Source organism: Novosphingobium decolorationis (assembly GCF_018417475.1).
GTDB classification, from domain to species: Bacteria; Pseudomonadota; Alphaproteobacteria; order Sphingomonadales; family Sphingomonadaceae; genus Novosphingobium; species Novosphingobium decolorationis.
The window spans coordinates 4,084,902-4,111,254 of sequence record NZ_CP054856.1 but is presented as its reverse complement, the minus strand read 5'-3'; the positions used below and the strand labels follow the sequence as shown (position 1 = coordinate 4,111,254).

The 26,353-nt window shown below is 66.7% G+C and carries 23 protein-coding genes; 7 read left to right on the top strand and 16 right to left on the bottom strand.

The window, feature by feature from the left end; translation table 11 throughout:
- The 9 genes from HT578_RS19065 to HT578_RS19025 all read right to left on the bottom strand — a co-directional run bounded on the left by HT578_RS19065 (position 1) and on the right by HT578_RS19025 (position 9,659).
- Positions 1 to 1,500, bottom strand: a complete 1,500-nt coding sequence (locus tag HT578_RS19065; RefSeq protein ID WP_213501090.1) for a UDP-N-acetylmuramoyl-tripeptide--D-alanyl-D-alanine ligase — start codon at positions 1,498 to 1,500, stop codon at positions 1 to 3.
- Entirely contained in the window at positions 1,497 to 2,969 is a 1,473-nt protein-coding gene (locus HT578_RS19060; RefSeq protein ID WP_213501089.1) for a UDP-N-acetylmuramoyl-L-alanyl-D-glutamate--2,6-diaminopimelate ligase, read from the bottom strand. The genes HT578_RS19065 and HT578_RS19060 overlap by 4 nt, the downstream gene beginning before the upstream one ends.
- On the bottom strand, positions 2,966 to 4,744 hold the full coding sequence (locus HT578_RS19055; RefSeq protein ID WP_239026358.1) for a peptidoglycan D,D-transpeptidase FtsI family protein: 1,779 nt from the start codon (positions 4,742 to 4,744) through the stop codon (positions 2,966 to 2,968). The genes HT578_RS19060 and HT578_RS19055 overlap by 4 nt, the downstream gene beginning before the upstream one ends.
- Positions 4,741 to 5,322 carry a hypothetical protein gene (locus HT578_RS19050; RefSeq protein WP_213501088.1) on the bottom strand — a complete coding sequence of 194 codons (582 nt, stop codon included), beginning with the start codon at positions 5,320 to 5,322 and terminating at the stop codon, positions 4,741 to 4,743. Before HT578_RS19050 ends, HT578_RS19055 begins: the two co-directional genes overlap by 4 nt.
- Positions 5,319 to 6,302: a 16S rRNA (cytosine(1402)-N(4))-methyltransferase RsmH gene (gene rsmH / locus HT578_RS19045; protein WP_213501087.1), complete on the bottom strand. Its 984-nt coding sequence runs from the start codon at positions 6,300 to 6,302 to the stop codon at positions 5,319 to 5,321. The genes HT578_RS19050 and rsmH overlap by 4 nt, the downstream gene beginning before the upstream one ends.
- Complete coding sequence (locus HT578_RS19040; protein WP_039391495.1) at positions 6,299 to 6,802, bottom strand: division/cell wall cluster transcriptional repressor MraZ; 504 nt, start codon at positions 6,800 to 6,802, stop codon at positions 6,299 to 6,301. The genes rsmH and HT578_RS19040 overlap by 4 nt, the downstream gene beginning before the upstream one ends.
- A gap of 922 nt (positions 6,803 to 7,724) precedes the next feature.
- The gene (locus HT578_RS19035) at positions 7,725 to 8,117 is read right to left on the bottom strand and encodes a hypothetical protein (RefSeq protein ID WP_239026357.1); all 393 of its coding nucleotides are present in this window, start codon (positions 8,115 to 8,117) and stop codon (positions 7,725 to 7,727) included.
- A gap of 17 nt (positions 8,118 to 8,134) precedes the next feature.
- Positions 8,135 to 9,145 carry a cysteine synthase A gene (locus HT578_RS19030; protein ID WP_039388139.1) on the bottom strand — a complete coding sequence of 337 codons (1,011 nt, stop codon included), beginning with the start codon at positions 9,143 to 9,145 and terminating at the stop codon, positions 8,135 to 8,137.
- A gap of 196 nt (positions 9,146 to 9,341) precedes the next feature.
- On the bottom strand, positions 9,342 to 9,659 hold the full coding sequence (locus HT578_RS19025; protein WP_039388140.1) for a 2Fe-2S iron-sulfur cluster-binding protein: 318 nt from the start codon (positions 9,657 to 9,659) through the stop codon (positions 9,342 to 9,344).
- A gap of 151 nt (positions 9,660 to 9,810) precedes the next feature.
- On the opposite strand from HT578_RS19025, the gene HT578_RS19020 reads away from it, so the two are divergent.
- Together HT578_RS19020 and HT578_RS19015 are read left to right on the top strand one after the other, a co-directional pair.
- Complete coding sequence (locus tag HT578_RS19020) at positions 9,811 to 10,428, top strand: DNA-3-methyladenine glycosylase family protein (protein WP_213501086.1); 618 nt, start codon at positions 9,811 to 9,813, stop codon at positions 10,426 to 10,428.
- 244 nt (positions 10,429 to 10,672) lie between these two features.
- Positions 10,673 to 10,915 (top strand): hypothetical protein, encoded by a 243-nt coding sequence (locus tag HT578_RS19015; protein ID WP_039388144.1) that lies wholly within the window; start codon positions 10,673 to 10,675, stop codon positions 10,913 to 10,915.
- Positions 10,916 to 10,921: 6 nt separating this feature from the next.
- On the opposite strand, the gene HT578_RS19010 is transcribed toward HT578_RS19015, so the two are convergent.
- From HT578_RS19010 to HT578_RS19000, 3 genes are read right to left on the bottom strand one after another with little or no spacing between them, the layout of a single operon-like run.
- The gene (locus tag HT578_RS19010) at positions 10,922 to 11,281 is read right to left on the bottom strand and encodes a YigZ family protein (RefSeq protein ID WP_213501085.1); all 360 of its coding nucleotides are present in this window, start codon (positions 11,279 to 11,281) and stop codon (positions 10,922 to 10,924) included.
- Between the two features lie 48 nt (positions 11,282 to 11,329).
- A complete protein-coding gene (locus HT578_RS19005; RefSeq protein WP_213501084.1) occupies positions 11,330 to 12,439 on the bottom strand; it encodes an acyltransferase family protein in 1,110 nt (369 codons plus the stop codon).
- Between the two features lie 34 nt (positions 12,440 to 12,473).
- Complete coding sequence (locus tag HT578_RS19000) at positions 12,474 to 12,782, bottom strand: 4a-hydroxytetrahydrobiopterin dehydratase (RefSeq protein WP_039388150.1); 309 nt, start codon at positions 12,780 to 12,782, stop codon at positions 12,474 to 12,476.
- A 78-nt stretch (positions 12,783 to 12,860) separates the two neighbouring features.
- Between HT578_RS19000 and ccmA the strand changes: the two genes are divergently transcribed.
- The 3 genes from ccmA (at position 12,861) to HT578_RS18985 (ending at position 15,087) form a co-directional block, all read left to right on the top strand.
- The gene (gene ccmA / locus HT578_RS18995; RefSeq protein ID WP_213501083.1) at positions 12,861 to 13,451 is read left to right on the top strand and encodes a heme ABC exporter ATP-binding protein CcmA; all 591 of its coding nucleotides are present in this window, start codon (positions 12,861 to 12,863) and stop codon (positions 13,449 to 13,451) included.
- Positions 13,448 to 14,107, top strand: a complete 660-nt coding sequence (locus HT578_RS18990; RefSeq protein WP_039388154.1) for a heme exporter protein CcmB — start codon at positions 13,448 to 13,450, stop codon at positions 14,105 to 14,107. The genes ccmA and HT578_RS18990 overlap by 4 nt, the downstream gene beginning before the upstream one ends.
- 533 nt (positions 14,108 to 14,640) lie before the next feature.
- Positions 14,641 to 15,087, top strand: a complete 447-nt coding sequence (locus HT578_RS18985) for a hypothetical protein (RefSeq protein ID WP_213501082.1) — start codon at positions 14,641 to 14,643, stop codon at positions 15,085 to 15,087.
- 133 nt (positions 15,088 to 15,220) lie between these two features.
- Here HT578_RS18985 and HT578_RS18980 read toward each other — a convergent pair whose 3' ends face one another.
- Genes HT578_RS18980 through HT578_RS18965 form a run of 4 tightly spaced genes read right to left on the bottom strand, consistent with a single transcriptional unit; the run spans position 15,221 to position 22,270 of the window.
- Positions 15,221 to 15,520, bottom strand: coding sequence for a DUF1294 domain-containing protein (locus HT578_RS18980; protein ID WP_213501081.1), 300 nt, complete (start codon positions 15,518 to 15,520; stop codon positions 15,221 to 15,223).
- A gap of 12 nt (positions 15,521 to 15,532) precedes the next feature.
- Positions 15,533 to 16,414, bottom strand: a complete 882-nt coding sequence (locus HT578_RS18975; protein WP_213504477.1) for a transglutaminase family protein — start codon at positions 16,412 to 16,414, stop codon at positions 15,533 to 15,535.
- On the bottom strand, positions 16,414 to 18,909 hold the full coding sequence (locus HT578_RS18970; RefSeq protein ID WP_213501080.1) for a circularly permuted type 2 ATP-grasp protein: 2,496 nt from the start codon (positions 18,907 to 18,909) through the stop codon (positions 16,414 to 16,416). Before HT578_RS18970 ends, HT578_RS18975 begins: the two co-directional genes overlap by 1 nt.
- A complete protein-coding gene (locus HT578_RS18965; RefSeq protein WP_213501079.1) occupies positions 18,899 to 22,270 on the bottom strand; it encodes a transglutaminase family protein in 3,372 nt (1,123 codons plus the stop codon). The genes HT578_RS18970 and HT578_RS18965 overlap by 11 nt, the downstream gene beginning before the upstream one ends.
- Positions 22,271 to 22,584: 314 nt before the next feature.
- Between HT578_RS18965 and HT578_RS18960 the strand changes: the two genes are divergently transcribed.
- Positions 22,585 to 24,735, top strand: coding sequence for an RNA degradosome polyphosphate kinase (locus tag HT578_RS18960; RefSeq protein ID WP_039391497.1), 2,151 nt, complete (start codon positions 22,585 to 22,587; stop codon positions 24,733 to 24,735).
- Between the two features lie 65 nt (positions 24,736 to 24,800).
- Positions 24,801 to 26,318 (top strand): Ppx/GppA family phosphatase, encoded by a 1,518-nt coding sequence (locus HT578_RS18955; protein ID WP_213501078.1) that lies wholly within the window; start codon positions 24,801 to 24,803, stop codon positions 26,316 to 26,318.
- Positions 26,319 to 26,353 lie beyond the last annotated feature (35 nt).

Below are 26,353 nucleotides of genomic sequence, written 5' to 3'. Positions count from 1 at the left end.
TCACCCTTCCTGCTTGTTCAGCTCCGAAACGAGCGAGGCCAGGCCCACTGAATTGGACCCTTTGACGAGAATGGCATCCCCGCTTTCAAGCCCGAAAGCGCGCACACGATCCACAGCCTCCCTCACACTCTGGCAATGCGCGAAGGCAACCGGTTTGCCAAGCGAGGAGGCGGCGTTTTCCCCCGCATCCGCGCGGGTTTCGAGTTCCCGGACGAGCGGGAGCATTTCATCGCCGACCAGCACCAGATAGTCGACACCGGCCTCGCGGATCGGCTCTTCGAGCGCGGCGTGATAGCCCGGACCGTGGGTGCCCAGCTCCTTCATCGCGCCCAGCACGGCAATGCGCCGCCGGGCGTTGGTGCGCCCGAGCTGCGCAAGCGTCGCGCGCATCGAGGCCGGATTGGCGTTGTAGCTTTCATCGATGAGGAGCGCGCTGCGCGAACCGTCCGCGTTGGCCTCCCCCCCTGAAACCGCGATTTCAAGGCGCGCTCCGCGTCCGGCAAGGCCGCCCATTTCGGCAAGCGCTACGCCCGCTGCGCCCAGATCGCCGCCCACGGCGCGGATGGCCGCCATGACCGCAAGCGAGTTTGTCACCTGGTGCTCGCCCGGCGCGGCGACCGTGTAGCACACGCGCCGGTCGCCCATGTCCGCGGTGACGAGCGATCCGCCGCCGATGGCATCGACCGCGTCGAGCAGACGCACGTCGGCATTGGCTCCTCGCCCAAAGGCGACGACCCGCGCCCCGCAGCGCAGCGCCGCCTTGCGCAGGCGCTCGTAATGCGGACTGTCGGCCGGGATCACCGCCGTGCCGCCACGTTCGAGCCCCTGGAATATCTCCGCCTTGGCGTCGGCAATGGCCTCTTCGGACCCCAGGTTCTCGATGTGGGCGGGCGCGATGGTGGTGATGACCGCGACATGCGGACGGACCTGGCGCGTCAGCGCGGCGATCTCGCCTTCGTGGTTCATCCCCATCTCGAACACGCCGAAGCGAGCCCGGGCAGGCATGCGCGCAAGGCTGAGCGGGACGCCCACGTGGTTGTTGTAGCTCTTGACCGAACGGTGCGCATCGCCGCGCGTCGCACGCTCAAGGCCTTCGAAGATCATCTCCTTGACGCCGGTCTTGCCGACCGACCCGGTCACCCCGATCACCGGCCCGCGCGCGCGCTGGCGCGACGCGGCGCCCAGACGCTCCAACGCCTCGGTGGTGTCCTTGACAAGGATGTGCGGCCCTTCGACCGGACGGTCGACGACGCAGGCCGCCGCGCCTTTGGCGAAGGCCATCTCGACGAAGCGGTGGCCGTCCATGCTCTCGCCCTTGAGGGCGAAGAACAGGTCACCCGGCTCGACATCGCGGCTGTCGATCTCGACGCCCGATACGGTGAAAGGACCACTCGCCGAGCCGCGCAAGGCGCGTTCGAGCGTCGCGGAATCCCAAAGGCCCTGCCCCTGCTCTTCCGCCTCGGGTGCAGGCCAATCGAGAATGCGTGCCAGTGCCGTCATGCGTCACCTCCTTTCGCCAGCGCGCCTGCCATCTCGCGCGCCACGTCCACGTCATCGAAGGGCAGCACGCGCATGGCCTCGCCACGGCCGATGATCTGCCCCTGCTCGTGCCCCTTGCCTGCAATGAGGACGATGTCCCCGCCCTTCGCTTCGGCCAGCGCGGCACCGATAGCCTCGCGCCGGTCGCCGATTTCGCGGGCGCCCGCCTGCGTTCCTTCGAGCACCATTGCGCGGATCGCGGCCGGGTCCTCGCCGCGCGGGTTGTCATCAGTAACGATGGCGATGTCGGCCAGTTCGCTGGCCACGCGCCCCATCGGCGCGCGCTTGCCGGTATCGCGGTCGCCCCCGGCCCCGAACACGACTATGAGACGCCCCGAAACGTGCGGGCGCAGCGCGGCAATCGCGGCCTCCAGTCCGTCGGGCGTGTGGGCGTAATCGACATAGACCGGCGCGCCCGAGGGCGTGATCGCGGCGCGCTCGAGACGGCCGCGCACGGTGACAAGCCGCTTCATCGCGTCGAACACCAAGTCCGCATTCCCGCCCGTTGCCAGGACCAGCCCTGCCGCAACCAGCGCGTTGGCGGCCTGGTAGGCGCCGATCAGCGGGAGCGGGATCATGCGCGAAACGCCCGCGTACTGGACTTCGAGCTGCTGGCCCAGGCCACCCGGCGTGCGCGCAGCAAGCCGCATATCCTCGCCCTGCTCGCCCACGGTGAAGACCTTGAGGCCCCGCGCCCGGGCATGGACGATGGCCCGCTGCGACCAGACATCGTCGGCCCAGATCACCGCCGTCCCCGCATCTGCCACCACTTCGCCAAACAGGCGCATCTTGGCCGCGAAGTACTCTTCCATGGTCGCGTGGTAATCGAGGTGATCGCGGCTGAGATTGGTAAAGGCCCCCGCTGCCACGCGCGGCCCCTCGATGCGGTACTGCGAGAGACCGTGGCTGGAGGCTTCGTAGGCGACGTGGCTGACGCCTTCGCGGGCGAGACCCGCCAGATTGCCGAGGAAGGTCACCACGTCCGGCGTGGTCAGCCCGGTCGAAACGCGCGCATCTCCGGTGGTCACACCCAGCGTGCCGATGGAGGCCGCGCGCTCCCCCACCATGTTCCAGATCTGGCGCGTGAGCTCGACCGTCGAGGTCTTGCCGTTGGTCCCGGTCACCGCGACGAGCGTTTCGGGCACCGGACGATAGAACGGCGCGGCCAGCTGGGCGAAAAGGCGGCGCGGCTCGGAATCGACGAAGGACACTGCGCCCTCGACAGGAGCCTCGCTGGCCGAGACGACGGCGACCGCGCCCGACGCGATGGCGTCCGCGATGTAGTCCTCGCCGTTGAAGCGCGCGCCCTTGAAGGCGCCAAAGACGGTGCCGGGCGCGACCTTCCTGTGGTCGATGGCGAAGCCGGTCACCTCTGCATCGGGACCGGGAAGCGCAAGGCCGGCGGTGGCGCAGAGGGCGGAGAGTTTCATTCTTCGGCTTCGCTCACTTCATGGGGGATGAGAGGCTTGAGATCCGAGATGTCGATATCGCGGGTCTCGTCGGGCATGATGCCCAGGAGCGGCCCGATACGCGGGACCACGCGCGCCACCACCGGCGCTGCGTTCCAGGCGGCGGTGCGCTGGTAGCTGGTCGCCGCCGTACCCTTGGGCTCGTCCATCATGGCTATGACGACATAGCGCGGCTTGTCCATGGGGAAGGCCGCCGCGAACGTGGAAATCAGCGAGTGGTGGCGATACCCCCCGTTGCCCGGCTTTTCCGCCGAGCCGGTCTTGCCACCGATCCGGAAGCCCGGCGCATCGCCCTTGCGGCCCGTACCGTAGAGCACGATCATGCGCAAAAGCTGGCGGATACGCGCCGAGGTCGCCGCGCTAAACACCCGGCGCCCTTCGGGTACCTCGCCCGCGCTCAGCTTGCGCAGGGTCGCCGGGCGCCACATGCCCCCATTGACGAGCGCGGCATAGGCCGTGGCGAGGTGCAGCGGGGTAACCGCCACGCCGTGCCCGTAGGATACCGTCATCGTGCGCAGGCGCCGCCACTTGCCGTTGTCCCAGATCGGAAAGCCGCGCGCAGGAAGCTCGATGGCGGGCCGCGTGTTCATGCCCAGCACCTTGAGCTTGGCCTTGAGCCGCTCTCCGCCCAGTTCATCGGCGATCTGGGCTGTCACCACGTTCGAGGAGTGGATCAGCGTCTCGGGCACGTTGAGCGAAGCGCCCATCGCGTGGCTGTCCTTGATCGTGAAGCGCCCGACATGAAGCGGCGCGGCGGGCCAGCGGCGCGCCAGGTTCGTGACCGTGCCGGCATCGAGCGCGGCCGCGACCGTGATCGGCTTGAAGGTCGAGCCCAGCTCGTAGACCTGGTTGGTCGCGCGGTTGAAGCCCTTGGGCACCTCGCCCTCCTTGGCCTCTTCGGGCGTCACGACCATGTCGTTGGGCTTCACGTGGTTGGGGTCGAACCCGGGAAGCGAGGCCAGCGCCATGACTTCGCCGGTGTCGACATCGAGCACCACGCCAGCGGCACCCTTGGCCTCGGACAGCGCCATGCCCTTGGCAAGTTCGTCCTCGAGCGCGCTCTGAACGCGAAAGTCGATGGAGATCACCGAAGGCGCCGAGCGGCCTTCCGGGCTCACCAGTTCCTTGTCGAAGTACTGCTCCATGCCGACCTTACCGTGGCCGTAGCTGTCGACATAGCCCAGCACGTGCGCGGCGAGCGAGCCTTGCGGGTAGTACCGCGTCGTCTCGAGCGGGAACTCCAGTGCAGGCTCACCCAGTTCGTGGACACGGTTGGCATCCTCGGGGAGCAGCGACTTGCGGATGTAGCCCGCCTTGCCCGACGAGAGCTTTTCGATCACCTCGTCCTGGTCGATGTCGGGAAAGATCCGCGCGAGACCCGCCGCGATTTCCTTGGGCGAATGAATCAGCGGCTCGCCCTCGGTCATCGCCTTAGGGTTGAACCAGAGCGAATAGACCCGGAAGTCGCGAGCCAGCGGCGCCCCGTTGCGATCGACGATCTCGCCGCGCTGGGGGGTCAGCAGATCGGCCAGACGCACCTCGCGCGGCGACGGACCCGTAGTGCCGAGGTAGGCAATGCGCAGCGCAGCGATCATCCCCACCAGCACAAACGCAACGAGCACCCAGAGGGTGCGCGCCTTGGCCATGAGCAGCGAGCGCTGGCGTTCGTTGACGAGCCCGCGTGAGCCCGTCGAGACCGTGACCGGAACCGTCGACTGAAGAGCCAGCGCGGTCACTGGTTGGGCGCCTCCGCGATATTGATGCTGGCGAGACGGCGCGACAGGTCGGCGGCTTCCGCGCGCAGGGCCTCGCGATCTGCGTCGCGCGTCTTGGCGGCCGCCACTTCGCGGCGGCGCTCTTCCTCGGGCATGGCCGCGGCCGTCGCGCCGCTCACCGGATTGACCATGGCGAGCAGCGAGCCGGCCTTCTCCTCGGCGCGCTCGGCCACGTCCTCACCCGGCATGTCGGCCGGCTCGGCGTTGGCGTAGCGGATCGGCGCGGGCGCATCGGGGCCCGGCGCGGCGCCCAGTGCGGCCAGCTGGCGCTCCCCTTCCAGATACTGGCCCGCCCCCGGTGCCGCGTACCCGAACTCCAGATCGTTGAGCTTCTTGAGCGCCTGCTGGTTGGCCCGCGTCTGGAATTCGGTCTCAAGGAAGTTGATCTGCTGCTGGGTGTACACGATCCGCTTCTCGGCCGCGTAGACCTCGCTCTTCACCGCGTTGACGCGCAAGGTCAGCGCCACGAGCATAGCCGCGCAGATGGCGAGCACCGTGATCCACCCGATGGAGCGAACGCGATCTTGGGTCAGGTTCATGGGTTTTTCCTTGAGGACGAGCGGGTTTGTGCGAAACGGGCGGGAGCGTGGGTACGGATGGCGCTGCGCAGGGTGGAGGAACGGGACCGGGGGTTGACCTCCAGCTCTGCGGCGCCGGGCTTTACCGGCTTGGCCACTTTCGCAAAGGTCGCCTCGGGGCCGGTATCGACGAGCGGCAGGTGGCGCGAGGTGGAGCGCGCCTGCCCGCTCGCCTCCTTGAGGAAGCGCTTGACGATGCGGTCTTCCAGCGAGTGGAACGTGACCACGGCCAGTCGCCCGCCTTCGCGCAGCAATTCCTCGGCAGCGGCCAGCGCGGCCTCGAGCTCGTCGAGCTCACCGTTCACGTGGATGCGGATCGCCTGGAAGCTGCGCGTCGCGGGATCCTTGGGCGCGCCGGGACGGTGGCCGAGCGCCTTGCGGATGACGCGCGCCAACTCGCCCGTCGTGGTGATCGGACGCGCGGCAACGATGGCGCGCGCGACGCGGCGCGACTGGCGCTCTTCACCGTAGAGGTAGAGCACATCGGCAATCGCGCTCTCCTCGCCCTCGTTCACGAAATCGGCCGCGGAATAGCCATCTTGGCTCATGCGCATGTCGAGCGGACCGTCGCTGGCAAAGGCGAACCCGCGCTCCGCCTGGTCGAGCTGCATCGAGGAGACACCGATGTCGGCCACGATCCCGTCGACGGTTTCGATACCTGCATCGTGCAGGGCATCGACCATCTCGGAAAAGCGGCGGGGATGCAGGACCAGGCGGGGCGGCACGCTGGAAAGTTCGGGCCAGCGTTCAGGGTTCGCGTGGACGGCCGCGATGGCGTCGGGATCGCGGTCGAAGGCGTGGACGGTCGCGCCGGCATCCAGCAGACGGCGGGTATAGCCCCCCGCCCCGAAGGTCGCATCGACGACCACCTGGCCTTCAAGCGGCAGCAACGCGGCTTCGACTTCGTCCAGGAGGACGGGGATGTGGGGAGCCTCGCTCACTTGTTCTTCGCCTTGGCAAGTTCGGCGTCGGCCAGCGAACGGCAGGTGGCGACGATGGTTTCCATCTCGGGATCCTCGGCGAGCGCATAGAGCTCGGCCGGGTTCCAGATGGTGATGAAGCGGCCCACGCCCTGGAAGAAGAGCTGGTCCTCGATGTTGGCGAGACCCGACAGCGCCTCGGGCAGGACAAAACGGCCCGAGCCGTCGAAGGGAACCTGCTGGAACGAGTAGAGCTGCATCGCACGCTTGTCGCGGTTGAAGGGACGTCCGGCGCGGTCCGCGCGCTCTTCCTCGGCGTCGAGCTGCTTTTCAAAGTCGTCCACGCGCGACAAGCCGAAGGCGACGAGGCACTTCCACTCGGGATGCTTGGCCAGGCACATGATGTCCTTGCCGCTCGATTCCCGGACCGTGGGGCGAAGGGTGTTGGGCAGCACGAAGCGCTTCTTGTCGCGTATAAGCGAGAAGCCCTGTCCGCTGTAGATGGTTGGTTGCCCAGCCATGCCGCCCTGTTGATCCCCGTGGGTTTTGCCGCCTCGAAGCATGACCGAGGCCACCCCCGAAGCGCAGATGCGCGACAGGGTCCGCACCAACCGAACACGGCGCGGCGGGACTCAGGCATTCCGATTGCGATTCCTTCTACCTTGCCCCCTTGGGGGATAAAAGGGAAATTTGGGGAATGACGGGAATTTTCACGAGATCAGCCACCCCGGGAACTTTACCCACATACTTTCCACAGGGCTTATTAATATCATGTTATCCAACAATACCCTTGAATTTGTGTAATTTTATGTAGTTTCACTGGGTTTGCGAGTGCGAAGACAGCCCAACTCACCACCATCCCCGGCCATCCCCACACCTGCCGGAAGCACCTGCGTAAAAACACGGATTGCAGCCACCACGAGCATAAGATCCCACGATCTCCCCGTTTCGCCCAACGCAGAGGTCTACTGGCGCCACCATGGCAACAAGTCCCGGCTTTCCGTGCTTCAGGTGGCCCTTCACCACGAAAAACAGGACCGGCGCGCCCCCATAGCGCCCCCATAGGGAGGCAACCAATCCCCGACCTTCCCCGAAACGGCTCACACCCTTCCCCGCAGATCCCCATAAGGACCCGCACCAAGCCGCAATTGCGCAATACTGTGCGAGAATGAGGAGACCGGAAGCCAGGGAACTCTCCGTAGTTCACCGGTCTGTCCCCAGCCCTCCCCAGACCGGGACGAGGTTTCACTCCGCCCAAGCCTGGGCAATCGCCCTGAGGGATAGTCCGGGAGGAGAGACGGCAGGTCGACCTGCCAATCCCCGTCCGCTCCCCACGAGGAACGGACGCAGACCGAAAGTCGGGTGCAAATCTTTAGGTGATTCTCAGGATGCCTGCGCGGCACGAAGGCCTACGCACACCGCGTCCAGAGCGAGGGACGAGGTCTATTCCTCGCGCAGCGGCGCATCGAAAGGCGCTGCGCGCGGATCGAGCGGCCCTTCCACATCGCGCGCCGACGTGCCTTCGGCCTCCTTGGCCTTGGGCGAAGGTTCGGCCGCGGGCATGACGCCGATATCGGCGAGCGGATCGCTTGCCGGCTTCTTCTCGGGCGCATCGGCCGCGACGACCTCGCGGATGGGATCTTCCTCATCCGCAAGGCGCGCGCGCTCCATGATGATGCTCGCCAGCCCGACGATGAGCAGCATCGCGCACAGACCGAAGAGCCCCACCTGCAACCGGTGCATCGCCTGCGAGCGCAACTCGCGCGAGGACGGTTCCGCAAAATGCTGCGGGGTGGTCAGTGGTTCGACGACCTGGGGGGGGAGCTTGGTTGCCATCGCGGCGAAAGGTTACCTCAGCGCACCAGCCACGGGAAGACGGGCAGACCCTTGGTTTCGAGCCACTCGGGGTTGTAAAGTGTGGACAAGTACCGGAAGCCGGTGTCGCACAGGATCGTGGCAACCCGCGCATCCTTGCGGCCTTCGGCGACGAGCTTCTGGCCAAGCGCCACCGCGCCCGCCACGTTGATGCCCGAGGACAGCCCCAGGCAAAGGCCTTCTTCGGCCAGCAGACGACGCACCCACTCGAGGCCTTCCTCGTCCGACATGCGGAACTGGGTGTCGATCGGCGCGCCCTCGAGGTTGGCGGTGATGCGGCCCTGGCCGATGCCCTCGGCCACCGAAGACCCTTCGGCCTTCAGCTCGCCGTTGGCGTAATAGTTGTAGAGCGCCGCGCCATACGGATCGGTCAGCGCAACCACGATGTTCTCGTCGAAAGCCTTGAGGCCAAGGCCCGTACCCGCAATCGTGCCGCCAGTGCCCGCCGCACAGGTGAAGCCATCGATGCGGCCACCCAGCTGCTCCCAGATTTCCGGTGCGGTGCTCTCGATGTGCGCCTTGCGGTTGGCGACGTTGTCGAACTGGTTGGCCCAGACGGCCCCTTCGGTTTCCTCGGCCAGACGGCGCGAGGTGTGGACGAAGTGGTTGGGGTCGGCAAACTTGGTGGGCGGCACGAGGACCAGCTCGGCGCCGAGCGCGCGCAGCGTGTCCATCTTTTCCTTCGACTGGTTGTCGGGCATGACGATGACCGACTTGTAGCCGCGCGCATTGGCCACCAGCGCGATACCGATGCCGGTATTGCCCGCCGTACCTTCGATCACCGTACCGCCCGGCTTCAACTCGCCGCGCGCTTCGGCGTCGCGCACGATCCAGAGCGCCGCGCGGTCCTTGACCGAGGCGCCGGGGTTGGCGAATTCGCACTTGCCCCAGATTTCGCAGCCGGCGGCGGCGCTGGGCCCCTTGAGAAGTACGAGCGGGGTGTTGCCGATCAGGTCGATCGAGGAAGGCGTGGCGTTTGGTGCTGTCATGGCCGCTGACTTAGGAAGTGTCCCTGCATGTCGCAATCGAATTGCGCTTTAGGCGTAAAAAGCTGGACCGAGGGTTAACGCGCAGCGCCCTCCTCGCGATTGTCTGCATCCGATACGAAAAAGGGGCGCAGGGCCAGCCGGACAGAGTGCCCGGAGCAGACCTTGCGCCCCTTTTCGCAAGCCCGAAGGCTCCGGATCAATCCTCGGCGGCGATCGTCACCTTGCAGCCTTCAAGCGCCGCGGTGATGGGGATCTGGCAGGAGAGACGCGAGTACTCGTTGCGGTGGTCCGAGCTGTCGAGCAGGTCGTTCTCGTCTTCACTCATCTCGGGCAGCTTGTCCATGTAGGCCGGATCGACGTGGACATGGCAGGTCGCGCACGAGCAGCAGCCGCCACACAGCGCCAGAAGTTCATCGAAACCGCTGTCGCGGATGGTTTCCATGAGCGTGCGGCCTTCGCTGGCCTCGACGCTCGATTCCTCGCCCGCGTGATTGACGACGGTGATCTGCGGCATTGTCCTGTGTCCCCTCTTGGTAAACCGGGTTGGTCGGCGGCGCTTCTACACGCCTCTGACAGGAGGTGCTAGAAGCGCCATTCGGCTTTGGCAAGCCGATTTGATAATACCAAATCGCCAGAAGTTCATACTTCAACAAGAGAGATGCATCATGGCGCTGGGCGCACAACAGATTGAGTATGGGCTCGATACCCTGGCCGGTATCGAGCCGGGTATCGCCCGGGCGCTGGAGGCGTGCGGCTATCCCGAACCACGCCCCCGCCCCACCGGCTATGCGACACTTCTTCGCACCATCGTGGGCCAGCAAGTCTCGGTCGCCGCGGCAAGTTCAGTCTGGGCCAGGCTCGAATCGCTGCTGGGGCCCGAGCTGAAGCCCGAAGACCTCCTCGCCGCCGAGTTCGACGCGCTGCGCGGCTGCGGCCTCTCGCGCCAGAAGCAGGGCTACGCACGCTCGCTGTGCGAACTGGTCGTGGCGGGCGAACTCGACCTGGCAAACCTCCCCGATGACGACGAGGCCGCCATTGCCGAGCTGGTCCGCATCAAGGGCATCGGCCGCTGGTCGGCCGAGATCTATCTGCTCTTTGCCGAGGGACGCCCCGACATCTGGCCCGCCGGCGACCTCGCCGTCCAGGTCGGCATCGGCAAGATCCTGGGCCTTGCCGAAAGGCCGAGCGAGAAGGAGACCCGCGCGCTCGCCGAAAACTGGCGACCACACCGGGGCGCTGCGGCGATCTTCACCTGGCACTGCTACAACAATGCGGCTCTCTGACACGTGCCAAACCGCTGAAAGCACGGCGCCTTCTCTGTTCCGGCGCAGGCGCGCCACGCCCGGTCGCGCGGCCCTCTCCTCCCTCGCCTCGGACGGGAACCAAATTCCTCCAACTCGCATTCCCGCCGCGATGGCAAATTGCGCAAGGTCAAGGATATGCCCTGCCGCGTCTGCCATCGCAGAGAGTGAGAGAGAGTGCGCAGCCCGGAACCGGGCGCGTACGGCGGAAACCCGAGGATGCCAGATGCCAGTCTACCAGTTGCGCTTCGCCGAAGACGAAGTGGGCCTTGCCCAGCGGCTTGAGTTCACCGCTGCCGATTCGAGCGAAGCCCTGATCTTCGCGCACAAGGAAGCCCAGGACCGCAACGCCGAACTGTGGCTGGAGGAAACGCGGCTGTGCACCATTCGCCGGGTGCGCACACCCGCCTCCGACCGGATCGCACCGCTGGTGCATGTCCCCGTTCGTGAAAGCGCGCTCGCAGGCTGAGGCGCCTCAGCCTTCCGCCCTCACCGCGTCCAGATAATGGGTGACCGCATCGCGCACGTGGCGAAAGCGGTCGCCGCCAAGGTGCTTGCCCCCATACCAGCGGGTCACCACGACAAGGTGCCCCTCCAGCCCGGCCGCTTCGAGCTGCTGGAGGATGATCATCCCTGCCCCGCTTTCGCCGTCGTCGTTCTTGACCGGGCCGTCCGCGCCCAGGAGGCCCCACGAATTGTGCGTCGCCTTGGCGAACTTCTTCGCCTTCTTGAGCCCTTCGATGAGCGTGCGCGCCTCTTCCGCGTCGCGGCACGGCGCGCCCGAGACGGCGTATTTCGAGCCTCTGTCGGAAATGATCTTGTCGAAGGTGCGCATGGCCCGCGCCTTAGCGCCCGTTCCCTGGCGATGCAAAGCACGCGCGGTTCAGACGATAGCCGCCTGAACCTTTGTCCCTGCGACAGCGCGCTGAAAACGCCGCTCCATCCAGCGACGCAGATGCGGCGTCATGCCCTCCGTCGTCCGTGAAAGCAGCGCGCAAAGCCCGCACACCAGCACCAGCAACCCCGCCCAGACGAGCAGGCTGCGCCCTGCCTCGATCCCGTGCGAACGCAGCAACTGGATCAGCGGCCAATGGAACAGGTAAAGCGTGAAGGAGAAGCCCGCGAGCGCATGCGCCACGCCTCGCGTGCGCAGGATCGGAGCTTCGAGGCGCGCGGCAAGCGGACGCAGCGCGACGACGGCGCAGGCCATGATCGCGCCCATCAGCAGGTCCGACAGCACCCAATTGGACCACTTCAGCGGTTCGGGCCAGATCCGCGCCGCCAGTGGGTTGAGAACCGTCATATCGATCTGGAACAGCCCCCAGGCCGCAAATCCGCAGCCCGCCAGAACCAGGGGCGCGAGGCGCAGAGGCAATCTTTGCGCCGACGTCATGGCGGTCAGCGCCACGCCCATCAGCCAGACAGGAAAGAGGAGCAGCAGCGTCGGCCCCGCCAGAAGACACGCCACTACAACCGCCGCCACGCGCGCCCAGCCCCTGAGGAAGAAGGCCAGCGCAAAGATCGCGTAGTACCAGACCTCGTAGCACAGCGACCAGTACGGCGGGTTCCAGACCGGTGCGGGCATTCCCGGCCAGGCGCTCAGGAAGACCAGGGGCGGAAGGATACGCTCGGCAAAGAGCAGCGGATCGTCGGGGCTGTTGTCGATGCGCACGTGCGCGTCCCCCGCCAGAAGGTAGGCCGAAAGCGCCGCGAACAGCAGCGCGGGCACCGCGACCGGCAGGATACGGCTGACGCGCGCGATGGTGTAGCGCGCGAGGCTGGAGCGACGCGCCGTCACCGAGGTCGCGATGACAAGACCCGACAGCACGAAAAAGACGATCACGCAGTAGTGCTGGAGCCGCCCCGAGAACGGATAGGGCCCGGTGTAGAGCTGAAGCTGCACGCTGTGCCCCACCACCACCAGGAACGCGGCCAGGAAGCGCACGAAATCGAGCACGACCGACAGTGGCCGGGTCAGGAAAGGGCTCTGCATGGCGGCGGGCTCGGGACGGGTTCGGGGTGCGCGCTCAGTCGGCCCCGGCAGCCGTTGCCGCCGTGTCGATGAACTGCGCCATGTCCGCATCGCGGCCGGACAGGCCACCGCAATCGTGGGTCGTCAGCGTGATCTCCACGGTGTTGTAGACGTTCGACCATTCAGGGTGGTGATCGGCCTTGTCCGCGTGCAGCGCGACCCGAGTCATGAAGCCGAAAGCGGCGTTGAAATCGGCAAATTTCAGGGTGCGTTCGATCGCCTTGCCATCACCGCGCAAATGCCACGCAGCGTGCTTTTCCAGCAGCGATTTCAGTTCGGTGGCGGAGAGCGGGGTGACAGACATGCGCGATACCTTTCCTCGAATCGCCTGCCGCGTCAGAACGCTTGGCAGATCAGGGCCTTTCCACTAGGGCACGGCGTCATGCAAGAGGCCAAGATCGCGATCCGTGACCTTGCCTGTCGCCGCGGCGACAGGGTGCTTTTTCGCGGCCTGTCGCTTGCCCTCAACGCAGGCGAGGCGCTGCAGGTTGCGGGCGGCAACGGAATCGGCAAGTCGAGCCTGCTGCGCATCGTTGCCGGGCTCGCCCCGGCCTTTGCCGGCACGGTGGAGCGCGAAGGCGCCATTGGCCTGGTCGACGAACGTCCCGCGCTCGACACCTCACACGCGCTCGGCGACGCGCTAGCCTTCTGGGCGCGGATCGATGGCACTTCGGAGAATGCAGCACAGGCGGCCCGCGACCGGCTCGGCCTCGCCGACCTTCTCGACGTCCCCGTGCGCTACTTGTCGACCGGCCAGAAGAAGCGCGCCGCGCTGGCCCGCCTGATCGGCCAGGCCGCCCCGCTCTGGCTTCTGGACGAACCACTCAACGGCCTCGATGTCCATGCGGTCGAACTGACCGAAGCGATCGTTGCCGAGCATTGTGCGGGCGGGGGCATTGCTCTTGTCGCCTCGCACCAGCCCTTTCGGGTCGAGGGGCTCCAGCGCCTTGCCCTGGCGGACTACGCCGCGTGACCGGCCGGGTCTTCGCCCTCCTGAAGCGCGACCTTGCGCGCCTGCTGCTAGGTGGGCGCGGGGGCGGCGCGCTGATGCCGGTGCTGTTCTTTCTCTCGGTCGCGATGCTCTATCCCTTCGCGGTCGGGCCGGACGCGCCGCTCCTGGCCCGCACCGGTGGCGGCGTGATCTGGGTGGCCGCGCTTCTCGCTGCGATCCTGCCGCTCGACCGGTTGGTGGAGCCCGACATCGAACAGGGCCAGTTCGACCAGTGGGCCTTGCGCGGAATTTCCGAGGAACTGGTGATCGCGGTGCGCGTCCTGGCCCACTGGCTCAGCTTCGGGCCTCCGCTCATGCTGGCCACCCTCCCCGCAGCAGCCCTGCTCGGGCTTGAGGCCGGAACACTGGGCATCGTCGAGCTGGGACTCCTCGCCGGAACCCCGGGTCTCGCCGCGCTGGGCGTCACCGTAGCGGCTCTGACCGCAGGCCTGCGCGGTGGCACCGCCCTTGCCGGCCTGCTCGTCATTCCGATGGCTGTCCCCATCCTGATCTTTGGAGCCGGAAGCCTTGCCATTGGCGGGGAAAGCGGCCTTGCCCTGACCGCGGCGGCCAGCCTTGTCCTTCTGGCCATCGCCCCGTTTGCCGGCGGTGCCGCGGTGCGCGCCGCACGCGGCTGACATCGCCAGCGGGCCCTTTGTCCGGCTGGCACGGCATCAGGCTCCCTCCCCTGCCTATCCTACGAAGCCTTGAGGCTGCACGCCCTTGAGCCCCTGGCGACAAGCCTGTGCATAACCTGTTCCCAAAATGTTCAGAAGCGGTTGGCAAGCTGAGGACAATTTTCTCTGCGCACCTGATGTCGACAACACTGTGCACAACTTGAGCAAGAGTTGAAGATAGGCTGCGTAAAAGCTGTGCATCTACGCACTGGCGGCGCACGCAAAAAAGGCCGGGGCGGGCAAGGCAAGGAGCCGCCCCGGCCAAGGACACAGGATGGGAAAATCGAAGCCCCATGACGCGAGCCGGACGGCTCTGACTTCGTTTCCCGGGGGCTTGACGGAAGCATCAAGCCGCGTATCAATAGCTAATGATAATCATTCGCAGCTACAACCCCTAATTTCACATCGCCGTGAGATTTAGCCAAGTCGCTGAGAAATTGTCGTTCTGAACCGCAGCCCGCACCCGCGGCCAGAGCCCCGATGGAGAGACTCGCATGTACAAATATGTCGACCGCCCGCTCAGCACGCTCGATGAAGGCTGCCGCTTTCTCGTTGCTTCCATGCGCGGTTGGGTCACCGCGATTTCCAGGCGCAACTGCCCCGCGCAGATGCTCGCGCCCGCCTTCGCCCGCTGGCGCCTGATCGGCGCTCTTCAGCCCTTCCACCGTCTCATGCTGATTCTCAACCGCGAAGCGCTCGACACCCTCCAGTTCTGTCCGGTGGGCTGCAACCACGTCTCCGAACACGAGGCGATCCTGCTGGAACTGGTCACGTCCCTGCGCGAACGCGGAGCTGGCGAGACACGCCAGACGCTCGAACTCGTCGTCGCCGAAGACGCGGTCGGCGACCTGCTCGACACCCTCACCCGCATTGGGGCGGCCATGGCCATCGCCGGGATCTTTCCCGGTGAGGTCGCGCCCGTGCGCGGCCCCCGCGATTGAACCTTGAGGGGGAGACCAGGTGATCCGAGGGCCACCGCCCTCGGGCTCCCCAAACTGTCCAGCGCACCGAAGGCACTCGAGCCGGGCTCAGGGAGGCGAGGACAACGCTTCCAGGGCCGGAAGGCACCATGCCTTAGAGCGGCGAACCCGCGCTCCAGCCGATCAACGCCGCCATCGCCAGGACCTGCAGTACAGCCAATGCGTGCAATTGACCCACGAACGGTTGCTTGCGCGTCTTGTGGCGGAAATGGCGGCGCGCGGCGTAGGCACCAGGAGTGCCGCCAAGAGCGGCGAGGAGCAGCAACCGAGCCTCGGGTACACGCCGCCCACCCCGCCGGGCCTGGCGCTTGTCCCAGCCGAACAGCAGGAACGTCACCGCATTGAGCGCCACAAGAGCGCCAACCAGAAAGGCCGGTTCGATGGGGACAGGCATGACGCGGGCCTCTCAGTCCAGCGGCGCAACGTCGACGGCGAAGTGCATCGTCTGCTCCGAGCTTCCCCGGAACGTCCCATCGAGTGGCGCGACATCGGAATAGTCACGCCCCATGCCGATGAAGATATGGTCGGCATCGGCCAGCTTGTTGTTGGTCGGATCGAAGCCCACCCATCCCAGTTCCTCGCCGCACCACAGGTTGACCCAGGCGTGCATGGCGTCCGCGCCGACCAGCCGCGCCTTCCCCGCAGGCGGGATCGTACGCAGGTAGCCGCTGACGTAGGCCGCCGGGATACCGCGTGCCCGCGCCGCGATGATCATGACATGGGTGAAGTCCTGACAGACCCCATGGCGATTGCGGAAGGCCTCGATCGGCGGCGTGTCGGTGGCCGTGGCCCGCGAATCAAAGCTGAATTCGCGATGGATCGCCTCCATCAGCGTGCGCCCCGCGTCCATCACCGGCATCTCTTCGACCAGATATTCGCCCGCCCAGACGGCGATCTCGTGCTCGGGCACCGCAATGGGCGAGGCAAAGCTGTAGGACGCAGGCCCCAGCGCGGAAAGGTCGGGAAGCGCCATGGCCTTTTCGCGCAGTTCGACAAGCGCGGGCCCCTTGGCCTCGGCGAAGAAAAAGGGGGCATCCTCGCGCTCGACCGTGAAGCGGCTCTCGATGACCAGGCGACTGATCGGTTCCTGAAGCCCGAAGCGCGCTTCGTTGACGTGGTAGCTGCCCTCCCCTTCGGAGATCGCGGCAGGACGGGGATCGACGCTGAGGGAATAGTCGGAGACGCTCTGCCCGGGCCAGGCCGCGGGGCGCAGGCGCACGTTGAACTGGGCGAGGCGCACCGGCGCTGCGTAGGACAGCGTGGTCTTGTGGCTGACGGCATAGCGCATCACAGAAGTCTCGTGCGGCGTTCGGCGCCTTCGCGGTCGAACTGGAGAAAATACCGCTGCGAAATCGCATCGGAAAGCGCGAACAGGCGCCCCTCAAGAGTGCGCAGGCGCGCACGGGTCATGTCCTCGACCAGCGCGGCCTGAAGCTCGCCCTGCAACGCACGGGCCGAGCGCAGGGGCGCTTCGGGCACGTTGTCATCCCGAACACTCGGCAGCGCCTGGAGGTGCGTGGCAATATCGGCAATCTGGAAAGCCAGGGCTCGGGGATTGTCAGGGTCAAGAAGCACCAGATCCCGCACCGGATCGGGCATCGGCGCGGTGAGGTAGCGGGTGCGGTAGACGATCTGGCTATCGCACAGGTCAAGGAGAACACCGCTTGCCACGTCCTCGCTCTCGCCCGTGAAAGCGGAAAGGTCGTGCGTCATGCGGCAGATGGCCTGCGCGCGCTCGATCCGCTCGCCGATCTTAAGAAAGCGCCAGGCCGAGGAGCGCACCATGTTTTCCGCGACAAGGCCAGAGAGCGCACTGAAATGCTCGCCCAGCCAGCGCGCGCTTTCGAGCATGGCCTGCGGGCGTGAGACAGTGACAGGCGGCATCGGACGGCTGACGATGCGCCAGAAGTCGCGCGCGAAACGCTCGCGCAGGCTCATGCCTACGTCCATGCGGCGCTTGAGCAGCGTCGCCACCGAGCCCGGCAGGTGGGATGAAAGTAGGGCCTGCGCGCAGACATCTTCCAGCTTCTTGCCAACCGAACCTGCATCGGCCGCGCCCCAGTATTCGAGCAAGCCGACAAGGCTGGCCGCGACCGCCCCGCCACCGGTCGGCCCACTTTCCCCTTCCATCGAATTGCCCAACAGCGAGCGGACCACCCGCAGCACCAGTTCGGCACGCTGGTTGTAGCGTCCGAACCAGTAGAGGTTGTCCGCCGCCTGGCTGGCAAGAATGCCGCCCCCGCGCGAGATCGGAGGGGAGTCCTGAAGCGTGGTGCGCTGGTGCTGCTCGGCCGACGTCTCATCGACCACCCAGACATCGGCGGAGAGATCACCCGCCCCCATCATCGTGGTTGGCAAGTCACGGCTGGAGGACAGACGTGCGAACCCGCCGGGCATCACCGTCCAGCCGCCATCGGCACGGCGCGCGACAAAGGCGCGCAGCGTGAAGGGGCGCGGAACGATTTCACCGTCGATGATCGCGGGCGCGGTGGAGAGCTGGACGATCTCCTGCCCGCAATAGTCCATGGGACGGCGGCGCAGGGCCTCGGCGAAGAGCGCGCGCTCTTCCGGCGTAAGCGAGGCCCCCGCCACCGGATCGCGCCCCGCCAACCCTTCCACCGGCTGCCCGAAGGCGGGAAGCAGTGCCAGATCGTCGAACCGGCGGGCCACGGTGGCGCCCTCGCTGGCCTGCCCGCACCACCAGGTCGCGATACTGGGCAGGAGCGGCTCCTCGTCCATCAGGAGGCGGCACAGGCGCGGCATGAAGGCGGCGAGCGCTGCCGACTCGAGGACCTCGCTGCCCGGCGCATTCGCGATGCCTACCCCGCCCGAGGTCCAGGCCTCGAACAGGTTGGCGACACCGATCTGCGAGCGCGCATCGAAAGCGAGCGGATCGAGCAGGTCGGTATTGATCCAGCGCCAGATACCATCGACCCGCTTGGGCCCCGCGATGGTGCCGACGTAGAGGCGGTTGTCGAGCACCGAGAGGTCTCTCCCCTCCACCAGCGGCAGGCCGAGATAGCGCGCAAGATGCGCCTGCTCCGCGTAAGTCTGGTTGAAGCGGCCCGGGGTCAGGAGCGCAACGCGCGGCCGCTCGCGCCCGCAGGCCGCGGCCATGCCCTCGCGCATCGCGCCAAAGAACCCAGCCGTGCGGCGCACATGGCTTGCCGCAAGCAGATCGCCCGTCGTGCGCGAAAGGGCCAGGCGGTTCTCCAGTGTGTAGCCAATGCCGCTGGCCAGCCGCACCCGGTCCTGGAGGATCCGCCATTGCCCGCGCGGTCCGCGCGCCAGCTCGGCCGAATAGACCTGCAGGAAGCGCCCGCAGGCCGGGGGATGGCCGATCATGCGGCGCACGAAGAAGGGATTTCCGGCGATGACGGCTGCGGGCAGGTGCCCGCCCTTCACCAGCTTCTGCTCGCCGTAGATATCGGCGGCCAGCTTCTCCAGCATGTCGGCGCGCTGGACGAGGCCGCGTTCGAGCTTGGCCCATTCGTCCGCGCCAATGACAAGCGGCATGGCATTGACCGGCCAGGCGCGTTCTTCTTCATCGCCGGTGACGCGGAAGGTCAGGCCCAGGTCGGCGGCGTTGCGACTGGTCGCTTCCTGCAAGGCGGCGGCGTCATTCTCACCCAGCCGCGCGAGTTCGGCGGCGACCGCGCGCCAGCGCTCCCCCACCCAACTGGGTGCGTCGGTGTAGAGATCGCCGCCCTCGGGCCCTGCGGAATAGCGATCGAGCCATCCCCGCGAGCGCACCGGCCGCCGGGACGAGGGGCTAGTGGACACGCGGCGGACGTCTCAGATCGAGGGCATGGGGAAACTCGCCCGGCAGTTCCTCGGGCGGCGGCGCCATGGGGCCTGGCGAATGGCCGTGCGGTGTGAAGCGCGCCTTGCGCCGCGCCTCGGCCTCGTAGCCGTTGACGGGCACGGTGTCGTAATTGCGCCCGCCCGGATGGGCGACCTCGTAGACACAGCCACCCAGCGAACGTCCATTCCAGGTGTCGAAGATGTCGAAGGTGAGCGGGGTGTGCGGCTCCAGCAGCGGATGCAGACACTCGGCCGGCCACCACGCCTTGTAGCGCACGCCGCCCACGCCTTCTTCGGGCCCGGTCATCGTCATGGGCACACGGCGCCCGTTGCAGGTGATAACGTGGCGTCCCTTGACGAGCCCCGTGGCCTTGACCTGCAGGCGCTCGGTCGAACTGTCGACATAGCGCACGGTCCCCCCGATTGCCCCGGTCTCGCCCAGCACGTTCCAGGGTTCGAGCGCATGGCTGATCTCCAGGCTCACACCGCCGCCCTCGACTTCGCCGTGGACGGGGAAACGGAACATGCGCTGCGCTTCGAACCAGGCCGGATCGAACTGGTAGCCCGCGCGGCCAAGGTCGGCGAGGACGTCGAGGAAATCGTCCCAGACGAAGTGGCCAAGCATGAACTTGTCGTGGAGCTGCGTCCCCCAGCGCACGAGGTCGCCCTGCTGCGGCTCCTTCCAGAACCAGGCGGTGAGGGCGCGCAGGAGCAGCTGCTGAGCGAGGCTCATCTTGCCGTCTGGCGGCATCTCGAAGCCGCGGAACTCGACCAGGCCGAGGCGCCCCGTGGGCCCATCGGGCGAGAACATCTTGTCGATGCAGATCTCGGTGCGGTGGGTGTTGCCGGTGACATCGACCAGGAGATTGCGGAACAGGCGGTCGACTACCCAGGGCGCGGGCTGCGGCGCCTGCGGCCCGGGCACTTGCGCCAGCGCGATTTCCAGCTCGTAAAGCGCGTCATGGCGCGCCTCGTCGATGCGCGGGGCCTGGCTCGTCGGACCAATGAAAAGACCCGAGAACAGGTAGGAAAGCGAGGGGTGGCGCTGCCAGTAGAGCACGAAGCTCTTGAGCAGGTCCGGACGGCGAATGAAGGGGCTGTCGAGCAGGCTCGGCCCGCCCAGCACGATGTGGTTGCCACCGCCTGTGCCGATCGAGCGCCCATCGACCATGAACTTGTCGGCGGTCAGGCCGATCTCGCGCGCGCAGTCGTAAAGCGTCTCGGTGATCTCCACCGTCTCGCGCCAGGAGGCGCTGGGGTGGATGTTGACCTCGATCACGCCCGGATCGGGGGTGACCTTGAGGACCGTGAGGCGCGGGTCGGGCGGCGGGGGATAGCCCTCGATGCGGACCGGAAGGCCCATCTCCTCGGCCACCTGCTCAATCGCAGCGACAAGTTCGAGGTAGTCCTCCAGCCACTCGGTCGGCGGAATGAAGACGGCAAGGTAATCCCCGCGCGGCTCCACCGTGAGCGCGGTGCGCACCGCGCCCTCGATGATGTCCTGCTCCACGATCTGCGGGCCGAACTGCGCAGGTTCGGGCACGGTCTCAAAGCGCTGGCTGGCCAGTTCCTCGCGCATCTGGCGACCGCGCTGGGTCACCTGCGCGCGGATATCGGCCAGAGGTTCGCGCGGCTCGGCGGTGTCGCGCGGATGGATATAGGGATAGTCGGCGGGCGGCACATGCGGCAGCGAGCCAAGCGGCAGGCGGTAGCCCAGCGAGCTGTCGCCAGGTACGGCGGTCAGGACGCCCTTGCGCACGCGCCACAACTCGCTCTGCCAATGGCGCTGGATCGGCGCGACCCTCGTCTGCCAGCGCTGGATCGGGAGCACGAAGCCCACCGGCCTTTCCAGGCCCCGGCGGTAGGTGCGCTTGAAGCGGCGGGCCAGTTCCTCGTCCTCGATGGCCGGGTCCATCGGCGTGGTGTTCACCGGAAGTTCGTCCTCGCGCAGCATCCAGACGCCCGAATCTTCATAGACCGGCTGGACGAACTCGGGCTCGACCCCCAGGTTCGCGGCGGCCTGCTTCAGAACCTTCGCGGCCTGTTGTACGTCGATGGAAGGCACCGGATCGGGATCGCCGTCCTTCTCCAGCGGCTTTTCCCCTGCCAGCAGAGAATCGTCGCGCCAGATCGGCTCACCGTCCTTGCGCCAGTAGATCGAGTATCCCCAGCGCGGCAGCGTCTCGCCCGGATACCACTTGCCCTGCCCGTGGTGGAGGAGCGAACCGGGCGAGAACTTGTGGCGCAGGAGGCGGATCAACTGGTCGGCATAGGCCGCCTTGGTCGGGCCGACCGCCTCGCCGTTCCATTCGCCCGCTTCAAAGTCGCCGTCGGCAATGAAGGTCGGCTCGCCGCCCATGGTGAGGTTGACGCCGTTCGCAACGAGATCCGCATCGACCTTGTCGCCGAGCGCCAGCATGTTCTCCCAGCGCTCGGGCGTGAAGGGCTTGGTGATGCGCACCGCCTCGGCAATGCGACTGACGTCCATCTTGAAATCGAAATCGACTTCGGCCGGTTCGGCCAGCCCTTCGATGGGTGTCGCCGAACGGTAGTGGGGCGTGGCGCACAAGGGAATGTGCCCCTCGCCCGCGAACATGCCCGAAGTCGCGTCGAGCGCGATCCACCCCGCGCCCGGCACGAAGGCCTCGGCCCAGGCGTGCAGGTCGGTCACGTCCTGGAGCACGCCCTGCGGGCCTTCCTTGGGGATCACGTCGGCGACCAGCTGGATCGAGTAGCCCGAGACAAAGCGCGCGGCGAACCCCAGGCGGCGCAGCAGGTGGACGAGCAGCCAGGCCGAATCGCGGCACGAGCCCCGCCCCGCCTCCAGCGTCTCCTCGGGCGTCATCACGCCCGGCTCCATGCGGATCACGTAGTCGATGCGCTGTTCAAGCTGGCGGTTGATCTCGACCAGGAAGTCGACCGTACGCCCCTCGTGGCCTTCGTACTGCTTGACCAGGTCCTCGAAGAGCGGGCCCTGCTCTTCCACGTCGAAATAGGCGGCCAGGTCCGCCTTCATCGTATCCGTGTACTGGAACGGGTATTCCTCGGCGTCGGGCTCCACGAAGAAATCGAAGGGGTTGATGACCGCCAGTTCGGCCAGCAGATCGACCTCGATCTGGAAATGGTCGACCGGATCGGGAAAGACGATCCGCGCCAGCCAGTTGCCGTGCGGGTCCTGCTGCCAGTTGATGAAATGCTCAGGCGGAGAGATCTTGAGCGAATAATTCGGCACCTGCGTGCGCGAATGCGGCGCCGGACGAAGCCGGATCACCTGGGGGCCGAGCTTGATCCGCTTGGAGTAGCGGTAGCGAGTGAGGTGGTGCAGTGCCGCTTTTATCATCGCGGGTGACTTTGCGCGAAACGCTGCTGCACTGCAACGCTGTTCACTTGGCCTAGAAAGAGTTTTCGTTACAGTGCCCTTTACGTGTACCATTTGCCGCAAAAGCGTCATCGAGAACTGGCAAGGGCCGCGTTTTTAGAGACACGTACGTGCCACGGGCCGAAATCCGCGCCCTGGACCGCACCGCAAGACCACCAGAAGAGGGTCACATGGACGAGACGACAGGTACCGTAATGCAGCCGACCGGAGATACGGATACGACGTCGCCCGCCCGTGCGCAGGTACCCGCACCTGCGGAAGCCGACGCGCCCCCCATGATCGATCCTGCCGCGCTTGCCTCCTGCCCCTCGCGCTTCTTCAACCGCGAATTGAGCTGGCTGGCCTTCAACGAGCGCGTGCTCGCCGAAGCCTCGAACATGAACTACCCCCTGCTCGAGCGCCTGCGCTTCCTCTCGATCTCGGGCAGCAATATCGACGAATTCCTGATGGTGCGCGTGGCGGGCCTTGCCGGGCAGGTGCGCCGTCAGATCGAGGAAGCCTCGATCGACGGGCTCACCCCCGGGCAGGCGCTCGCCGCCACGCACGAGAAGGTGCTCGAGCTGGAAACGATCCAGCAGAAGACCTGGGCCGGGCTCAAGGCCGAGATGGCCGAGGCGGGCATCGCGGTGATTGGCGATGAGACCCTCGACCCTGAGCGTGAGCAGTGGCTCAAGGACTATTTCGCGACCGACATCATGCCGGTCATCACGCCCCAGGCGATCGACCCGGCGCACCCCTTCCCCTTCGTTGCGAACCAGGGGATCGGCGTGCTCTTCTCGCTCAACCGCATCGCCGACAACGCGCCGGTCATGGAGATGGTGCTGATCCCAGCGCCCTTGCCGCGCTTCGTGCGCATCCCCGGCGATGAGGCGGCGTGGATCTCCATCGAGGACCTCATCTGCCGCAACGCAGGGACCCTCTTCCCCGGCTTCAAGGTGGGCGGGCACGGCGTGTTCCGCATCCTGCGCGATTCCGACCTCGAGATCGAGGAAGACGCCGAAGACCTCGTGCGCTACTTCCGCTCGGCGATCCAGCGCCGCCGCCGCGGCCTTGTCATCGTGCTCCAGCTTCAGGGCAAGTTCGATCCGGCGGCCGAGGAAATGCTGCGCGGCCAGCTCGGCCTCGACCAGGCGCTGATCATGAAGACCGAGGGACTGATCGGCTTCTCGGGCGTCTCGGCAATCTGCGACGAGGACCGCCCGGAACTCAAGTTCGAGCCCTATTCGCCCCGCTATCCCGAACGCGTCCTCGAGCATGACGGCGACATCTTCGCCGCGATCCGCGAGAAGGACATCATCATCCACCACCCTTACGAAAGCTTCGAGGTGGTGATCGACTTCCTGCGCCAGGCCGCGCGCGATCCGGACGTGATTGCGATCAAGCAGACGCTCTACCGGGCCGGCAAGCAGTCCGCGATCATCTCCGCCCTCATCGCGGCGGCCGAACAGGGCAAGTCGGTGACCGCCGTGGTCGAGATCAAGGCCCGCTTCGACGAGGAGCAGAACCTGCTGTGGGCCGGCCAGCTCGAACGCGCGGGCGTCCAGGTGATCTACGGCTTCATCGACTGGAAGACCCACGGCAAGGTCTCGATGGTGGTGCGCCGCGAAAGCGACCTGGGCAATGGCCGGGGCGGCTATCGCACCTACTGCCACTTCGGCACGGGCAACTACCACCCGATCACCGCGCGCATCTACACCGACCTTTCGTATTTCACGGCCGATCCGGCGGCGGGCCGCGATGCGGGCAAGCTCTTCAACTTCGTGACCGGCTACGTCGAGCCGGACGAGACCGAACTGCTCGCCATCTCGCCCATGACGCTGCGCTCGCGACTTTATGAACTGATCGATGTCGAGATCGCGAACGCCAGGGAAGGCAAGCCCGCCGCGATCTGGGCCAAGATGAACTCGCTTACCGATCCCGAGCTGATCGACCATCTCTACACCGCCAGCCAGGCGGGCGTGGACGTCGACCTCGTGATCCGTGGCATCTGTTGCCTCAGGCCCGGCATCGAGGGCTTCTCGGAGAACATCTCGGTCAAGTCGGTGATCGGCCGCTTCCTCGAACACAGCCGCATCTGGGCCTTCGCCAACGGCGCGGACCTGCCCAGCCGCCAGGCCGAAGTGCTCATCACCTCGGCCGACGGAATGAGCCGCAACCTCGACCGGCGCGTGGAGATCATGATCCCGATGCGCAACAAGACGGTCCACGACCAGGTGCTCGACCAGGTCATGCTGGCCAACTTCATCGACACCGAGCAGTCCTGGCTGCTCCACCCCGACGGCACCTCCGAACGCGTGGGCGAGGTCGAGGAGCCCTTCAACCTGCACCGCTATTTCATGACCAACCCCTCGCTTTCGGGGCGCGGTGCTTCGCTTGCCAGTGGACGAAAAGTGCCCAAGCTCTCGCTTCGACGGGGGAATATCTGACATAGGGCCCAAGTTCTGACACAAGAGTGTCGGAACAAGGTCCCTCTCGGATTCGTCTGGAAAGCATGATCGGCATCAGCCACTCGAGCGAAAAGCGCGCGATTATCGACATCGGTTCGAACACCGTGCGCCTCGTCATCTACAACGGGCCGCTGCGCGCGCCCGTCGTGATGCTGAACGAGAAGGTCAACGCGCGCCTCGGCCGTGATCTTGATCGCGACGGAACGCTCTCGGAAAAAGCCTTGAAGACCGCGCTGGGCGCGCTGGGGCGCTTTTCGCGCCTGCTGGCCCTGCACCGGGTGCGCGATGTCGACTGCGTGGCGACGGCCGCCGCGCGTGATGCCAGCAATGGCCCCCAGTTCCTGGAGGCCGTGCGCGGCTTTGGCCTCTCGCCCCGCCTGCTTTCGGGCAACGAGGAAGCGCGCGCCAGCGCCCATGCGGTCATCGCCGCCTTTCCTGGTGCGCATGGCACCGTGGCCGACCTTGGCGGCGGCAGCCTGGAACTCATCGGCGTGGAGAACGGCACGATCAGCCCGCGCGGCATCACCATGCCGTTCGGCACCCTGCGCCTGCCGGGCCTGCGCAGCAATGACGCCAAGGCCTTCTCCACCGTGGTGCACGAGCGCCTCGCGGCCAACGGCTGGAACGGCGGCAAGGACGAGCCGCTCTATATCGTGGGCGGTTCCTGGCGCGCGCTCGCCCAACAGGCCATGCGCGAATTGAAATGGCCGGTCGATGACCCCCACGGCTTCGCGCTTCCCGCCGACGATGTGCTGCGCATCGCCCGCCAGTTCGCCAAGGGCCGGATCGAGAACCCGGACCCGCGCATTTCCTCCTCACGCCTCGCCAGCCTGCCCGACGCGGCTGCGCTGCTCGCCGAACTGGTGATCGCCCTCCAGCCGAGCGAGATCGTGTTCTCCTCCTGGGGGCTTCGTGAAGGCCTGCTCTACGCCCAGCTCGAACCCGAAGTGCAGGCCGAACCACCGATGCTCGCCAGCGTCGCCGGTTTCGCGCTTGGCGTACGGGTCTCGGCCGAGGAAGCGGTCGCGGTGGCCAAGTGGACTGCGCCCGTCTGCGACGATGGCGAAGACAGCAACGGGCACGGCCCGGGCAACGAGAACGACCGCATCCTGCGCCAAGCCTCCACGCTTCTGGCCCTGGCCGCCATGCGCACCGAGCCCAACCTGCGCACCGAGGAAGCCACGACCTGGGCGCTGCGCAAGCGCTGGATCGGGCTTGACATGCGCGGGCGCGGGATGATGGCCATGACCGTTTTTGCCAACGCGGGTCTCTCGGGCATTCCCGAACCCTTCGACCGGCTTGCGACGCGCGCCGATCTCGACCGCGCGATCGGCTGGGGCCTTGCCATCCGCCTGTGCCGCCGCCTTCACGGCGGATGCCATACCGCCCTCGATCTCAGCCAGCTTGCCACGACGCCCGAGATCATCACGCTCTCACTGCAGGAGCGCGGCCTGCCGCTGTTCAACCCGGCCGCCGCCAAGGACATCAAGGCGCTGGGCGAATGGCTGGGCCGCTCCTGGCGCGTGCTGGGCCCGGACGACGAGGTGATCGCCGAAGGCTGATCCCAGCCCCCCCGGATCCCAGGCTTCGCCCTCTC

Bases quoted from the DNA above. Each gene is read 5' to 3' on its own strand.
- HT578_RS19065 (WP_213501090.1), bottom strand. From the start codon at position 1,500: ATGACGGCACTGGCACGCATTCTCGATTGGCCTGCACCCGAGGCGGAA.
- HT578_RS19060 (WP_213501089.1), bottom strand. From the start codon at position 2,969: ATGAAACTCTCCGCCCTCTGCGCCACCGCCGGCCTTGCGCTTCCCGGT.
- HT578_RS19050 (WP_213501088.1), bottom strand. From the start codon at position 5,322: ATGAACCTGACCCAAGATCGCGTTCGCTCCATCGGGTGGATCACGGTG.
- HT578_RS19040 (WP_039391495.1), bottom strand. From the start codon at position 6,802: ATGGCTGGGCAACCAACCATCTACAGCGGACAGGGCTTCTCGCTTATA.
- HT578_RS19035 (WP_239026357.1), bottom strand. From the start codon at position 8,117: ATGGCAACCAAGCTCCCCCCCCAGGTCGTCGAACCACTGACCACCCCG.
- HT578_RS19030 (WP_039388139.1), bottom strand. From the start codon at position 9,145: ATGACAGCACCAAACGCCACGCCTTCCTCGATCGACCTGATCGGCAAC.
- HT578_RS19025 (WP_039388140.1), bottom strand. From the start codon at position 9,659: ATGCCGCAGATCACCGTCGTCAATCACGCGGGCGAGGAATCGAGCGTC.
- HT578_RS19020 (WP_213501086.1), top strand. From the start codon at position 9,811: ATGGCGCTGGGCGCACAACAGATTGAGTATGGGCTCGATACCCTGGCC.
- HT578_RS19015 (WP_039388144.1), top strand. From the start codon at position 10,673: ATGCCAGTCTACCAGTTGCGCTTCGCCGAAGACGAAGTGGGCCTTGCC.
- HT578_RS19010 (WP_213501085.1), bottom strand. From the start codon at position 11,281: ATGCGCACCTTCGACAAGATCATTTCCGACAGAGGCTCGAAATACGCC.
- HT578_RS19005 (WP_213501084.1), bottom strand. From the start codon at position 12,439: ATGCAGAGCCCTTTCCTGACCCGGCCACTGTCGGTCGTGCTCGATTTC.
- HT578_RS19000 (WP_039388150.1), bottom strand. From the start codon at position 12,782: ATGTCTGTCACCCCGCTCTCCGCCACCGAACTGAAATCGCTGCTGGAA.
- ccmA (WP_213501083.1), top strand. From the start codon at position 12,861: ATGCAAGAGGCCAAGATCGCGATCCGTGACCTTGCCTGTCGCCGCGGC.
- HT578_RS18985 (WP_213501082.1), top strand. From the start codon at position 14,641: ATGTACAAATATGTCGACCGCCCGCTCAGCACGCTCGATGAAGGCTGC.
- HT578_RS18980 (WP_213501081.1), bottom strand. From the start codon at position 15,520: ATGCCTGTCCCCATCGAACCGGCCTTTCTGGTTGGCGCTCTTGTGGCG.
- HT578_RS18975 (WP_213504477.1), bottom strand. From the start codon at position 16,414: ATGCGCTATGCCGTCAGCCACAAGACCACGCTGTCCTACGCAGCGCCG.
- HT578_RS18965 (WP_213501079.1), bottom strand. From the start codon at position 22,270: ATGATAAAAGCGGCACTGCACCACCTCACTCGCTACCGCTACTCCAAG.
- HT578_RS18960 (WP_039391497.1), top strand. From the start codon at position 22,585: ATGATCGATCCTGCCGCGCTTGCCTCCTGCCCCTCGCGCTTCTTCAAC.
- HT578_RS18955 (WP_213501078.1), top strand. From the start codon at position 24,801: ATGATCGGCATCAGCCACTCGAGCGAAAAGCGCGCGATTATCGACATC.